A 15,233-nucleotide genomic window follows, 5' to 3' on the forward strand; every position below is an offset into this window, starting at 1 on the left:
AATATATATAAGAATAAGTTTATAGGAGTTGAGTTGTTATGAAAAAATTTAATGTTGCAATACTTGGCGCAACTGGCATGGTAGGCCAAGAAATGATTAAAATACTCGAAGAAAGAGATTTTCCAATAAGTAATTTAAGACCATTGGCAAGTAAAAATAGTTCGGGCAAGAAAATTTTGTTTTGTGATAAACAATATACAGTAGAAGAGGCCAATGAAAATTCATTTAAAAATATTGACATAGTTTTGGGAGCAGTTGGAAATGGCCTTAGCAAGATGTTGATGCCATATGCTGTTAAAGAAGGTGCAATTGTTATTGACAACAGTAGTGCATACAGGTTAGATGATGATGTACCGCTAATCATACCAGAAATAAATGAAGAGGATTTAAAAAATCACAAAGGAATAATATCTAATCCAAATTGTTCTACAATTATTGCACTTGTGGCATTAAATAAATTAAATGAGTTTTCTAAAATTAATAGAATTATAGTTTCTACCTATCAAGCAGTATCGGGTGCAGGTATTGGTGGAATAAATGAACTTAAAGAGCAGATAGAAGATTTGTCAAAAGGTATTACTCCAAAGACAAATTTTTTTCAATATCAAATAGCATATAATCTAATACCTCAAATTGGTAGTTTTGTAGAAGATGGATATACTCAGGAAGAAATGAAAATGCAAAATGAAGGTAGAAAAATACTTCATAATGAAGAACTTAGAGTTAATTGTACATGTGTACGTGTGCCAGTATTTAGAAGTCATTCGGAATCTATAACTATAGAAACAGAGAAAGAAATATCAGTTGATATGGCAAAAAAACTTTTGAAAAGAGCAGAAGGAATAAAATTAGTTGATGATAAAAATGAATTAAAATATCCTATGCCACTTGAAACATCAAATCAAGATTTAGTTTATGTAGGAAGAATAAGAAAAGATATAAGTAAAGATAATTCTTTATCATTATGGTGTTGTGGTGATCAAATTAGAAAAGGTGCTGCAACCAATGCTGTTCAAATTGCTGAGGCGCTTATAACTGAAGGATTAGTATAAAATATTTGCAAAAATGGTACCTAGAGTATAAAATAGAATGTATGAAAAGGTATCTTTTTTTTGAAAAAACATAGGACAAGCTATTTACTACTGGGACAAACATTAGTAGATAAATGACAAATAACATACAATTGGTATATTAAATTTTATAATCATCTAATATGCCAAAATTATTATATAAGGGAGAAATAAAATGATATTAATAAAAAATGGATATATTAAAACAATGTCTAAAGCAGGTGATATAGAAAACGGACAAATTTTAATAGAAAATGGAAAAATAAAAGCTATAGGAAAAGATATTAAGACAACAACTGATGTTGAAATTATTGATGCTAAAGGGCTTTTAGTAGCACCTGGTTTTGTAGATGGACACTGCCATATTGGAATGTTTGAAGAAGGAATAGGATTTGAGGGAGATGATGGAAACGAAGCTGTTGAACCTGTAACACCACAGTTAAGAGCTATTGATTCTATAAATCCTATGTGTATTGCATTTGGTGAAGCCTTAAAAGGAGGAGTTACAACAGCAGTAACAGGACCTGGAAGTGCAAACGTTATAGGCGGAACATTTGTAGCTATAAAAACCTATGGAAAAAGAATTGATAATATGATAATAAAAGATCCAGTAGCGATGAAAATAGCATTTGGCGAAAATCCTAAAAGAGTTTATGATGATCAGCATAAATCTCCATCTACTCGTATGGCTACAGCTGCAGTTTTAAGAGAAACACTTTTTGATGCAAGAAACTATTTTGAAGAGTTGGAAGCCTCTAAAGATGATCCTGATAAAAAACCTGATTTTGATATGAAAATGGAAGCACTTATACCTGTTCTTAAAAAAGAAATTCCTTTAAAAGCACACGCTCATAGAGCAGATGATATATTTACAGCACTTAGAATTGCAAAGGAATTTGATTTAGATATAACACTTGACCATTGTACAGAGGGTCATATGATAGCAGATGAACTAGCAAAGGAAAATAAGCCAGCATTTGTAGGACCTACCCTAAGCGATAAATCTAAATATGAATTAAGAAATTTGACATTTGATACACCTAGAGTTTTAGTTGAAAATGGCTTGAAAATTGGTATAATAACAGATTCACCTGTTATTCCACTTCAGTATTTAAGTCTTTGTGCAGGTCTTGCAGTTAAAGCAGGTCTAGATGAAGAAGAAGCATGGAAAGCAATAACTATAAATCCAGCCGAGATAGTAGGCATAGCAGATAGAGTAGGAAGCTTAGAAGTGGGTAAAGATGCTGATATAGCAATTTTTGAAGGTAATCCTCTAAAAGATGTGGATTGTAAAACAAAATATACACTTATAGAAGGCAAGGTAGTATATAATAATTAATTTATCATTTATGAAATAAGTATAATTTTTGTCTTGAAATAACACAATCTAAAATAGTAAATTGCATAATTTGATAAAAACTTTATGATAATAATAATGCAACACTCAAAATATCTTGATAAAATAGGAAAATTGTGATAATTTATACTCAAACAGTTTTAATAGAGGTATACTTATATGAATAAATTAAAAAACAAAATTGGTGTTTTTGATTCAGGACTTGGTGGAATAAGTGTTTTAAAAGAATTAGTTAAGCTAATGCCAAATGAAGAATATATATATTATGGTGATTCATTAAATGCACCTTATGGAATAAAAAGTAAAAATAAAATATTAGAAAGATGTCTAAAAATCTGTGATTTTTTGATTGAAACTGGAGTTAAAGCAATTGTTGTTGCATGCAATACTGCTACAAGCGCCACAATAGATATATTGAGACAAACATATAAAGATATACCAATTATAGGTATGGAACCAGCGTTGAAGGTTGCCGCATACAACAAAGTAAATAATAATATTATAGTTATGGCAACTCAATTAACATTAAATGAAGAAAAATTCAAATTATTAATGAAAATGCACAGTGATAAAAATACTATAATAAAAATGCCATGTCCGGAATTAGTTGAAATTGTAGAACATAATAAACTAGATGAAATTGAATTAGTAAATAATACAATTAATAATTATTTCAAGAATATAAACTTAGAGGATATTGATAGTATTGTTTTGGGGTGTACTCATTTTGTGTTTTATAAATATATAATTAAAAATATTGTTTTTGAAAAAACAAATATTATAGATGGTAACAATGGAACTGCAAGGCATCTAAAGAATGTTCTAAGAGAAAATGATTTGTTACGTAATAACAAAAATATTGGCAATATTCAATATTTTAATTCAAGTAGTGATGAAAATTATATAAAGTTATCCAAAAAGCTATTTAGCATATAAAACATATTTAATGATTGATTTATTTATAAATAATATAAAAAAGCTTTTTAAAAAAATTAGAAATACTTTTTTATTTGGGAAAACATATATTAAAAAGAATTTTCCTGAAAAATATGGGCAAAATAGAGATGAAACTGTTGAAAATCCATATAATAATATAAATTATCATCAATAGTTTATGTAGGTTTATTTAATAATATAAATGAGGTGATAATTTTTTTATTGCGATTTTTGTAAAAAAAGCTTGCAATATATCTGAAAAAAGATTAGACTAACATGTGGATTTTTATTTGAAAGAAGGAAAAGAATGAAAAATAAAATTATAAATATAGCAGTAATAGCACACGTTGACGCAGGAAAATCAACTTTAGTTGATGCTTTTTTGCAACAGAGTGGTGTATTTAGAGAAAACCAAGAATTAGTTGACTGTGTTATGGATAGCAATGACATAGAACGTGAAAGAGGAATTACAATATATTCAAAAAATTGTTCAATTATGCATAACGATATAAAAATTAATATCGTTGATACACCTGGACATGCTGACTTCTCATCTGAAGTTGAGCGTATTATGAAAACTGTTGATACAGTTATTTTGTTAGTTGATTCAATAGAAGGCCCTATGCCTCAGACAAGATTTGTTTTACAAAAATCACTAGAACTTGGCTTAAGACCTATTTTATTTATAAATAAAATAGACAAAAAGAATAACAGAGCCGAAGAAGTAGTAAATATGGTATTCGATTTATTTGTAGAATTAGATGCTACAGATGAGCAAATTGATTTTCCAGTATTATATGGTATTGCAAAAAATGGTATTGCTCAATATGAATTAGAAGATGAAGGAAAGGATATCACTCCTTTATTCGAAACAATAGTAAAACATGTTAGTCCTTACCCAGACAAAGATAATGAATCTTTGCAATTACAAGTTTCTTCACTTGCTTATGATGATTATATAGGAAGACTTGGAGTTGGAAGAGTATCTACGGGTAGTATAAAAGAAGGTCAAACAGTTGCAGTTTGCAAGGTTGATGGAACTGTAATAAAACAGAAAGTTAGCGGTTTGTTTGTTTATCAAGGATTGAAAAGAATAGCTGTTAAAGAAGCAGTAAGTGGAGATATAGTAGTAGTTGCTGGTTTGGCAGACATTTCAATAGGTGAAACAATTTGTAGTAGTGATAACCCATTGCCAATGGAACACATAAGTATAGAAGAACCAACATTATCTATGAACTTTTTAATCAATACATCACCTTTTGTTGGTAAGAGTGGTAAGTTTGTAACTACAAGACACTTAAGAGCAAGACTTAATAAGGAACTTGAAGTTAACGTAGGATTAAGGGTTGAAGAACTTGAAAATGCTGTTGACGGATTTAAAGTTTCAGGTAGAGGTGAGCTACATCTTTCAATATTACTTGAAAATATGAGAAGAGAAGGATATGAAGTTTCAGTATCAAGACCTGAAGTTATACTTCATAGAGAAGATGGAGTAGTTAAAGAACCAGTTGAGAGAGTAATAATTAGTGCTCCTGAAGAATATTCAGGAACTATAATCAATAAGCTTAATCTAAGAAAAGGCATGATGGAATCTATGGCTCCAGATGGAAACTATATTAAAATAGAATACTTAGTGCCAACAAGAGGGTTATTAGGTTATAGAACAGAGCTTGTTAATGATACAAGAGGACAAGGTACAATGGTTAGAAGTTTTGATCGTTATGAAAAATACAAAGGTGAAATACCTCAAAGAACAAATGGTGTGTTAATTTCTAGTGACAAAGGTGAGTCTATAGCGTACTCATTGTCTAATCTTGAAGATAGAGGAATATTATTTGTATGTCCAGGTGAAAAAGTTTATGAAGGTATGGTTATTGGAATGAACAATCGTGATGATGATATGACTGTAAATCCTTGTAGAGGTAAAAAGTTAACTAATACTCGTTCATCTAGTTCGGATGATTCGGTTAAATTAGCTCCACCAAAAGTTTTGACACTTGAAGAAGCATTGGAATTTATCAATGATGATGAGTTGGTAGAAGTTACACCAGATGCAATTAGAATTAGGAAAAGATTCTTGAGTGAAATTGAAAGAAGAAAAAATGCAAATAAAGCAAAAAGAGCTGTAACAATAGAATAAATTAAGCAATGAGCAGTTATAAGATAAAAGACGATGAGGAATTCATCGTCTTTTATCTATTATGAAAACAATTCAAATTTATTTACAATAAATGGTTAAAATGCCATAATGCAATTTGCTGCTTTAAATATACAAATAAAAAAAGGAGAACTGTATTATGAAATACAAAGCTATTTTTTTTGACAGAGATAACACATTACTTTATTTTAATCCAGAAAAGTTTAGGTGGAGAAATGAAAAAATCAAAGAATGGACAGGTAATGATTATAATCTGAGTTATGATAAAATGATTGAGATTTTTAGTAGAGCAGGATATCCAGCAGGTGGGATAAAAAGCATAGAACAGGAAAAATTAATATTTAGAAATTTCTACAATGAGCTTTTAAAAGAATTTGGTGTAAAAAACAATATGGATGAGAAGTCTAAAATATTGTTTGATGAGTTGTGGTGCAATAATAATAGTCTGTTATTTGAAGAAGTTGTCGAAATTCTTGAATATTTTAAACAAAGAGGGTATAAACTAGGTGTGATAAGCGATACATCACCATCATTACAATTAACTATTGAACAGGCTGGAATTTCAAAATATTTTGATAGCTATACATGCAGTGATTTAGTGGGTGTTTCGAAACCAGATCCATTAATATACAATACGGCTTTAAAAACACTAGATGTTAAAGCAGAGGAAAGCATATATGTTGATGATTATGATGTAGAAGCTGATGGGGCAAGAAACTTAGGCTTTTTATCATTTCATATTGATAGATCAGGAAAAAAAGAAACTGAGTGGGATATTAAATCTTTAAAAGAGATAATATATTATTTAGAAGAACATACAAATTAAGATTTGAATATAAAAAATTTCATGAAACCTTACAGCATATTAAGCGTCTATATAATTAAACTATAATTTAATACATAAATATGGAGGTTTACATGAAAAAATTATTAACAACTATTTTATTAATAATAATTATTATAAGCTTAACGAGTTGTACTCAAGGTAAAAATGAAAATAATCATGATAATTCGCAACTCAATCCAGATAATGATATTGAATATAAAAATGACTTAGATAATGATAAACAAGACAATATAAAATATGAAAATAGGCTAGCAGAGATTATAGCTAAAAACAGATTGCCTGAGGAAAATGAAGTATTAGATATTGTAACTAAAAAAGATGACCATATGGCAGAAATTATTTTTGAGGTATTAGCTATTGACGAAGAAGATTTAGAGGAATATGCAATTAGCTTATCTTCTATGAATATTAAAGCATATTGTGTTGGAATAATTAAACCAACAAATGAAAAAAAAGTTGAAGTAAAGAAATCACTTCAATTATATAAGGAAAATCAAATGAAAAATTTTGAAAAGTATCTAACTGTTCAATACAATATAGCAAAAAATGCAATTATTACAGAAATAGGAGATTATGTTGTTATAGTAATGTCTGAAGATTATAAGATATTAAATAAAAATATAGAAAAATCTTTAAAATAAATTAGGAAACGAGCAAACACATACATATATAAGTTTGATCGTTTTTATATTATAATGGGTCGATTTATATATTCATAAAAAAATAAAAATTTTTTAAATATCATATTGACAAAACAATTATAAAGTAGTATCTTATATTTAGTGATTAGCACTCATGCTAATCGAGTGCTAACAAAAGAGGTGATTAAAATGTCATTGGATAAGCGAAAAATTAACATTTTAAAAGCTATAATTGGGAGCTACATTGAAAGCGGTGAGGCAATAGGATCAAGAACTATTTCCAAAAAGTATGAATTAGGTGTTAGCCCAGCAACTATTAGAAATGAAATGTCAGATCTTGAGGAAATGGGATTTTTGATACAGCCACATACATCATCTGGAAGAATTCCTACTGATAAAGCGTATAGATATTATGTTGATAATTTTAAGAAAGGTTTTATAAAACCAATTGATTTAGTTAATATCAACGATATCAAAAAAATTATACAAGATGAAGTTCAGGAAATGGATTTAATTCTAAAAAATTCAGTTAGAATGCTTTCACAATTTACAAAGTATACATCATTTATTATAGCGCCACGGACGAAAAAATCTGTAGTTACTAGAATTCAACTGATTCCAGTTGGCTTTAATAAGGTTTTGATGGTTATCATACTAAATAACAATACTGTTAGACAAGGTATGGTTAGGCTAAATAAACCAATACCTTTTGAGCATATGGATAAGATATCAAATATATTAACAGAGAGACTCAATGGATTTAAGCTTGAAGATATAAACAATAATTTAAAAAAATCAATAATCAATGATATTTACGGAATAAAAGAAAATATTAGTGATGCAATATGCGATTTGATGCCTTATTTGGTAAATCAAGTAACAGCTGTTGAAGATGTAAATGTATATTCGGATGGAGTTGAAAATATACTGGACTTTCCTGAGTATAGTGATCCTGTTAAGGCTAAAGAGTTCATGTCATTTCTCTCTAATAAAGAATCTGTTGCAAAATTAGTGCAAGAGATAGGGATGCATGATATTGATATAAGAATTGGTCATGAAAACCCATATAAAGAATTAAAAGATTGCAGTTTAATAACTGCGACATATAAATTCAATGGAAAGACAATTGGTAAAATTGGTGTAATTGGACCTACGAGAATGGATTATGAAAGTGTGATTAACACAGTAAAAGCAATGTCAGAGGCAATGAATGAAATAATTGACAATAACTTTTCTGACAAAACCAAGGAGGACATAGATGGCTAAGAAAGAAAAAAATGGTAATATTATGGAAGATAAAGATAACGAAAAAAATATTGCTAATGAATCATCTAATACTGAAAACAAAAAATTAGAAAATGAGGACATTAAAGTTGAAGAAAATAGAGATACTAAAGAAACTTCAAATGATAATGGTGAACAGAAAAAAGAATCTAACGAAGTGGATAGCTTAAAAGAAGAGCTTCAAACTTCAAATAATAAATTAGTTAGGTTACAAGCAGATTTTTTAAATTATAAAGCTAGAACAGAGAAAGAAAAGTTTGCTACATACTCAAATGCAGTAGCAGATGTAGCTAAAGATATGTTGCCAATAATAGATAATTTAGAAAGAGCTATTGAATCTGCTGACAAAAATTCAAGTGACGAAGTTAAGAATTTTAATAATGGAGTAAAAATGATTTATGAACAGTTTTTAGATATCCTACATAAAAAAGGCTTAGCGGAAATTGAAGCATTAGATAAGAAATTTGACCCTAATTTTCATTCGGGCATAGCATTTGAAGCAGTAGATGATAAAGAAGAAGATACAATTATAGAAGTATTTCAAAAAGGTTATGTTGTAAATGAAAAAGTTATTCGACCAAGCATGGTTAAAATATCAAAAAAATAAAATTAACATATTGAGTTTTAGGAGGTTTTTAAAATGAGTAAAATTATAGGTATAGACTTAGGTACAACAAATTCATGCGTATCAGTTATGGAAGGTGGAGAAGCAGTAGTTATCACAAATATTGAAGGTAAAAGAACAACTCCATCTGTAGTCGCTTTTACAAAAGACGGCGAAAGATTAGCAGGTGAAACTGCAAAAAGACAAGCAGTTACTAACCCTGACAAAACAATTGCATCAATAAAAAGACATATGGGAACTGATTATAAAGTAAAAATAGATGGTAAAGCATATACACCACAAGATATTTCAGCATTTATTTTACAAAAACTAAAATCAGATGCAGAAAGTTATTTAGGAGAAACAGTAACAGATGCAGTTATAACTGTTCCAGCATATTTTAGTGACAGCCAAAGACAAGCAACAAAAGACGCTGGTAAAATTGCAGGAATGAATGTAAAAAGAATTATTAATGAACCAACAGCTGCAGCTTTAGCATATGGTGTTGATAAAGATGCAGATGCACACACAGTTATGGTATTTGACCTTGGTGGTGGTACATTTGACGTTTCAATACTAGAAATTGGTGATGGTGTATTTGAAGTTAAAGCTACAAGTGGTAACAATCACTTAGGTGGAGATGATTTTGATACAGTTATAGTTGACTATTTGGCACAAGAATTCAAAAAAGAGAACGGTGTAGATTTAAGAAATGACAAAATGTCATTACAAAGATTAAAAGAAGCAGCTGAAAATGCTAAAAAAGAATTATCAAGTGCAATGACATCAAACATCAATTTACCATTTATCACTGCAACAGCTGAAGGTCCTAAACACTTAAATATAGACTTAACAAGAGCTAAATTTAATGATTTAACTTCACATCTTGTAAAAGCAACTGAAGAACCAGTTAAAAAAGCTATGAGTGATGCTAAATTATCTGCAAATGAAATAGATAAAGTATTGTTAGTTGGTGGTTCAAGTAGAATACCAGCAGTTCAAGAATTAGTAAAAAGATTAACAGGAAAAGATCCTCATAAAGGAATTAATCCAGATGAATGTGTTGCTTTAGGTGCAGCTATTCAAGGTGGTGTTTTAACAGGTGAGTTTGGTACAGATATATTACTTGTTGATGTAACTCCATTGTCACTTGGTATTGAAACTTTAGGTAGTGTATCTACAGTATTAATAGAGAGAAATACAAGAATACCAACTAAGAAAAGCCAAGTATTTTCAACTGCAGCAGATAACCAACCATCAGTTGATATACACGTATTACAAGGTGAAAGACAAATGGCAAATGATAATACAACACTTGGTAGATTCCAATTATCAGGTATTGTTCCAGCACCAAGAGGAATTCCTCAAATTGAAGTTACATTTGATATAGATGCTAATGGTATAGTAAATGTAAGCGCAAAAGATTTAGGAACTGGAAAAGAACAAAAAATAACAATAACAGCTTCTTCAAATCTTTCAGATGCTGATATTGATAAAAAAGTTAAAGAAGCAGAACAATTTGCTGAACAAGATAAGAATAAAAAAGAAGAAATTGAAATTAGAAACAATGCTGATAGCATGGTTTATCAAACTGAAAAAGCATTAAAAGACCTTGAAGGAAAAATTGATGATAATGAAAAAGCTTCAGTTCAAACTAAAGTTGATGCTCTTAAGAGTGCTTTACAAAATAATGATTTAGAAGCTATGAAGCAAAACACTACTGAATTAACTGAAGAATTTAATAAGTTAGCTCAAAAAATTTATCAACAACAAGCTCCTAACCAAGGTGCTAATCCACAAGATATGGGTGGTCAACAAACTCAAGATTCTGAAAATGGTGGAAATGACGATGTAGTTGATGCAGATTTCGAAGTAGTTGACGATGATAAATAAATAATATAGAATTAGATATTGCAGTTAAGGCTAAATCCCAAAGGGTTTAGCTTTAATTGAGTTAATGACAAATAAGGGTGGTGAGAAGATGGCAAAACGAGATTATTATGAAGTTCTAGGATTAAGTAAGGGTGCTGATGATAAAGAGATAAAGTCTGCTTTTAGAAAACTTGCGAAACAATATCATCCAGACTTAAATCCTGATAATAAAGAAGCTGAAACAAAATTTAAAGAAATAAATGAGGCATATGAAGTTCTTAGTGACTCAGAAAAGAAAGCTAAATATGATCAATTTGGTCACGCTGCATTTGATCCTAACCAAGGATTCGGTGGTGGTGGATTCTCTGGAGGATTTGGAGGATTTGAAGATATATTTGGTGATATATTTGGTGATGTCTTCGGCGGTGGCGGAAGAAGCAGTGCTAGAAGAAATGGTCCAAGACAAGGTTCTGATTTGAAAATTAAATTAAATATAAAATTTGAAGAAGCTGCTTTTGGTACTAAAAAAGAAATTAAGATTAATCGTATTGAAAAATGTAGCACTTGTGGTGGTAGCGGAGCTAAGAATGGCACTAGTAAAAAGAAATGTAGTACTTGTGGTGGAACAGGAACAGTTAGAACTGTTCAAAGAACTCCGTTTGGACAATTTGCAAGTACTCAAACTTGTTCAACATGCGGAGGAACTGGTGAAGTTGTAGAGCATCCATGTCAAGCATGTAATGGTTCGGGTAAAGAGAAAAAAACAAGAAATATAACAATTAATATACCAGCTGGTGTTGATACTAATTCTGTTATACCATTGCGAGGAGAAGGAAACCATGGAGAAAAAGGTGGACCAAGTGGAGACCTTTATGTATACATTAGTGTAAAAGAACATGATATATTTGAAAGAGATGGGAATGATGTTTGGTGTGAAATTCCTATATCCTTTACAAAAGCCGCACTTGGTGGATATATAGAAGTACCAACATTAGAGGGAAAAGTAAAATATGATATACCTGAAGGTACACAGACAGGTACGGTATTTAGATTAAAAAATAGAGGAATTAAAAATGTTAGAGGTATAAATAAGGGTGACCAATATGTAAGAGTAAAAATAGAGGTACCTAAAAAACTAACAGAAAAGCAAAAAAATATTTTAAGTCAATTTGCGCAAGAATGTGGAGAAGAACACGATGGCGAGAAAAAAGGTTTTTTTGATAAAATAAAAGATTCATTTAAAGAATAGTAAGATTGTTGACACAAGTTACTCTAAATGTTAAAATGTAGTTAGGCAAAAAAATTTGGAGGTAAAACTTATGAAATCACTTATTAGACTTAGAATGAGCGCACACGATGCTCATTATGGTGGAAATCTTGTAGATGGTGCAAGAATGTTACAATTATTTGGAGATGTTGCTACTGAATTATTAATTATCAATGATGGAGATGAAGGATTATTCTGTGCATATGATAATGTAGAGTTTTTAGCACCAGTATTTGCTGGAGATTATATTGAAGCAGTAGGAGAAATAACTTCTGTTGGAAATAGTTCAAGAAAAATGAAATTCGAAGCAAGAAAAGTTATTGTTCCTAGAACTGATATAAATGAATCGGCATGTGACGTTCTTGATGAGCCTATAGTAGTTTGTAGAGCAACTGGTACATGTGTTGTACCTAAAGATAAACAAAGAAATAAATAAGTAAATTAGCTACTGATAAACTAAAATATCAGTAGCTAATTTTTTATTATTTTATTCTTTAATCAATATTTTTGTGATTTCACTAATATATAGAGTATGGAAATCATTATTTGGATAATTGGTTTTTATTGTTTCATCATATACAAATGATGATTCTTTTATTTCATCACTATATAGTTTTTTACAGATTAATACTATCCTTGCTTCAGTAAACATAGGTATATTATCAATCTCTGATAGTTCAAAGCCACTTTCTTTTATCTTATCTTCATTCTTCCCAGATGCTTTTCCAAGATACAATAGCTTATCTTTAAATTTTTCATCAAAAAAAGTTAATGAAAAATATTCAGAATTGTCTACAAATTTTTTTGTGTATCTTTCTGGTCTAATAAAAATATATGAAACATTTTTATTCCATAATACTCCAAGACCACCCCATGATGCTGTCATTGTATTAACTCCATCGCTATCTTTAGCGGTAATTAACATCCAGTCATTGCCTATAAGATTAAAGACATTTTCATTTAAATCCGTTAAACTAATTTCTTTAAAACTCATATATAAACTCCTTTAAATATTTTTATAATTAACATATATTATATAATTATATTTTAAAAATATGTATTAAAATATATTTAAATTTAGTTTTTTGGATAATTTTTGCATCATCTGTATTCCAGCAATAGAATTTCCCTTTGCATCAAGAGAAGGTCCAAATACTCCAATTCCCATTTCTTTAGGAACAGCACCTAATATTCCTCCACCAACACCAGATTTAGCCGGTATGCCAATGTGTATAGCAAACTCTCCTGAAGCATCATATAAACCACAAGTAACCATAATTGTTTTTGTAATTCTACAAATATGTTTTGATATAACTCTTTCTCCGCTCCAAGGTAATACTCCATCATTTGCAAGTACAGCACCAATTCTAGCTAAATCTATGCAAGAAACTTCTATAGAACATTGCTGAAAATAAATTTCTAAAATATCATCAACTTTGCCTTGCATCGAGTTATAGCTTTTCATAAAATAAGCAAGTGATCTATTTCTATCTCCTGTTTCTTTTTCGGAAAAATATGTGTTTTGATCAATACTAATATCATTATTATTTGATAATTTTCTTGTAAAATCTAATATTCTACCTATTTTTTCTTCAATAGTTTGTCCTATTATTAAAGAAGTAGTCATTATTGCTCCTGCATTAATCATAGGATTATACGGTTTGTGTATATTTTTTACCTCTAAGTTGGCAATTGAGTTGAAACTATCTCCAGTAGGTTCAGCTCCAACATAAGAAAATACTTTTTCTTCTCCATTATCCATAAGTGCAAGCATTAAAGTAATAATTTTAGAAATACTTTGCATTGTAAATTTTTTGTCATAATCACCTGAATAGTATTCTTTACCATCTAAAGCTACTACACATATACCTAAATTATTAGGATTTGCTTTTGAAAGTTCAGGTATATAAGTGGCAACGTTACCTTCTTGGGTAAAAATTTTGCTGCTTTCAAGTATAGTGTTTAATGTTTTGTTCATTTATGTTATTGTACTCCTGTTTTTTTCTTTTATTTTAATACATTCTAAGATAATGTTCAAGTTATAAAATTATATTTAAAAAGTGCTTTTTAAAAGTATTAAAAATTATTGTTTTCTTCATAAAATAGTGTATAATAATTAAAGAAATTAACAATATATAATAAATACAAGTAAATTAAGTAAGAATAAATTTGTATATCTTTAATATTACATAAAAAAAAGACAATAATAATATAGGAGGAAATTATTATGATGTACGTTAAAGCTGAAGAATTAGAAAAATACTTGAAATTAGATAGAGTGCATGCGTCAATAAATATAAAAACTGTAAAAGTTTATACTCCAGAAGTCGCAAGACCTGGCCTTCAAATGGCAGGTTACTTTGATTGGTTTTCACATGAAAGAATACAAGTTTTAGGTAAAACAGAAATATATTACTTAAGAACCCTAGAACAAAGTGTAAAAGAAGAAAGACTTGATAAATTTTTTAGCTTCGACATACCAGTAGTAATCATTGCAAATGACATGGAAATTGATGATACAATATTAAAATATGCTAAAAAATATGACAGAACAATAATGAAAACTAAACAGAAAACTATGAAATTTGTAAATGATGCAATTAGTTATTTAGAAGAGCAATTAGCGCCTGAGATAACAGTTCATGGAGTTTGTGCTGAAGTGTTTGGTATTGGAATATTATTGAGAGGAAAGAGTGGAATTGGGAAAAGTGAGACAGCACTTGAATTAGTAAAAAGGGGACATAGATTAATAGCAGATGATGCTGTTATTATAAGAAAAATAGACAATAGAGTAAAAGGGTATTGCCCAGAGTTAACACAGCATTTATTGGAAATTAGAGGTATAGGTATACTTGATATTTGCCATTTATATGGTGTAGGCTCAATAAAAATAGACCAATTTATTAATTTGGTTATAGATCTAGAGGAATGGGATGAACAAAAGGAATATGATAGATTAGGAATAGATGATTGTAGAGCAGATATTTTGGATATAAACATACCTCTAGTTACCATACCAGTTAGACCCGGTAGAAATATAGCAACAGTATTAGAGGTAGCAGCTAAGAATTACAGACAAAAGCTACTAGGATACAATACACTAGACTTATATAACAGAAGATTTTTTAATGTTGTAGAAGATTAATATGTAGAAATGCAATTTCTATTATTAAAATTGCATTTCTAATTTCAAATTT

General features: G+C 29.4%; 15 protein-coding genes. 13 read left to right on the top strand and 2 right to left on the bottom strand.

Features of this window, described 5'->3' with window-relative positions; genetic code table 11:
- The first annotated feature begins 38 nt into the window (after positions 1-38).
- From JYG23_RS14215 to JYG23_RS14270, 12 genes are all read left to right on the top strand, one after another.
- On the top strand, positions 39-1,052 hold the full coding sequence (locus tag JYG23_RS14215; protein ID WP_207236336.1) for an aspartate-semialdehyde dehydrogenase: 1,014 nt from the start codon (positions 39-41) through the stop codon (positions 1,050-1,052).
- Between the two features lie 193 nt (positions 1,053-1,245).
- Positions 1,246-2,409, top strand: coding sequence for an amidohydrolase (locus JYG23_RS14220; protein ID WP_207236337.1), 1,164 nt, complete (start codon positions 1,246-1,248; stop codon positions 2,407-2,409).
- A 177-nt stretch (positions 2,410-2,586) separates the two neighbouring features.
- Positions 2,587-3,363, top strand: coding sequence for a glutamate racemase (gene murI, locus JYG23_RS14225; RefSeq protein ID WP_207236338.1), 777 nt, complete (start codon positions 2,587-2,589; stop codon positions 3,361-3,363).
- Positions 3,364-3,373: 10 nt separating this feature from the next.
- A complete protein-coding gene (locus JYG23_RS14230) occupies positions 3,374-3,538 on the top strand; it encodes a hypothetical protein (RefSeq protein ID WP_207236339.1) in 165 nt (54 codons plus the stop codon).
- 132 nt (positions 3,539-3,670) lie between these two features.
- Entirely contained in the window at positions 3,671-5,503 is a 1,833-nt protein-coding gene (gene typA / locus JYG23_RS14235; protein WP_207236340.1) for a translational GTPase TypA, read from the top strand.
- A gap of 157 nt (positions 5,504-5,660) precedes the next feature.
- Entirely contained in the window at positions 5,661-6,347 is a 687-nt protein-coding gene (locus JYG23_RS14240) for an HAD family hydrolase (RefSeq protein WP_207236341.1), read from the top strand.
- Positions 6,348-6,439: 92 nt separating this feature from the next.
- Positions 6,440-7,009, top strand: coding sequence for a DUF4358 domain-containing protein (locus tag JYG23_RS14245; RefSeq protein ID WP_207236342.1), 570 nt, complete (start codon positions 6,440-6,442; stop codon positions 7,007-7,009).
- A gap of 189 nt (positions 7,010-7,198) precedes the next feature.
- Entirely contained in the window at positions 7,199-8,275 is a 1,077-nt protein-coding gene (gene hrcA / locus JYG23_RS14250; protein ID WP_207236343.1) for a heat-inducible transcriptional repressor HrcA, read from the top strand.
- The gene (gene grpE, locus JYG23_RS14255; protein ID WP_242631590.1) at positions 8,268-8,900 is read left to right on the top strand and encodes a nucleotide exchange factor GrpE; all 633 of its coding nucleotides are present in this window, start codon (positions 8,268-8,270) and stop codon (positions 8,898-8,900) included. Before hrcA ends, grpE begins: the two co-directional genes overlap by 8 nt.
- Positions 8,901-8,933: 33 nt before the next feature.
- The gene (gene dnaK, locus JYG23_RS14260) at positions 8,934-10,790 is read left to right on the top strand and encodes a molecular chaperone DnaK (protein WP_207236344.1); all 1,857 of its coding nucleotides are present in this window, start codon (positions 8,934-8,936) and stop codon (positions 10,788-10,790) included.
- An 88-nt stretch (positions 10,791-10,878) separates the two neighbouring features.
- Entirely contained in the window at positions 10,879-12,018 is a 1,140-nt protein-coding gene (dnaJ, locus tag JYG23_RS14265) for a molecular chaperone DnaJ (protein WP_207236345.1), read from the top strand.
- Between the two features lie 70 nt (positions 12,019-12,088).
- Entirely contained in the window at positions 12,089-12,472 is a 384-nt protein-coding gene (locus JYG23_RS14270; protein WP_207236346.1) for a hotdog fold domain-containing protein, read from the top strand.
- A 51-nt stretch (positions 12,473-12,523) separates the two neighbouring features.
- Here the strand turns inward: JYG23_RS14270 and JYG23_RS14275 are convergent, their stop codons facing one another.
- On the bottom strand, positions 12,524-13,030 hold the full coding sequence (locus JYG23_RS14275) for a flavin reductase (protein ID WP_207236347.1): 507 nt from the start codon (positions 13,028-13,030) through the stop codon (positions 12,524-12,526).
- A gap of 66 nt (positions 13,031-13,096) precedes the next feature.
- Complete coding sequence (glsA, locus tag JYG23_RS14280; RefSeq protein ID WP_207236348.1) at positions 13,097-14,014, bottom strand: glutaminase A; 918 nt, start codon at positions 14,012-14,014, stop codon at positions 13,097-13,099.
- A gap of 249 nt (positions 14,015-14,263) precedes the next feature.
- Between glsA and hprK the strand changes: the two genes are divergently transcribed.
- Positions 14,264-15,181, top strand: coding sequence for an HPr(Ser) kinase/phosphatase (hprK, locus tag JYG23_RS14285; RefSeq protein WP_207236349.1), 918 nt, complete (start codon positions 14,264-14,266; stop codon positions 15,179-15,181).
- The last annotated feature ends 52 nt before the right edge of the window (positions 15,182-15,233 follow it).

Origin of the sequence: Sedimentibacter sp. zth1, assembly GCF_017352195.1 — a bacterium.
GTDB lineage: Bacteria > Bacillota > Clostridia > Tissierellales > Sedimentibacteraceae > UBA1535.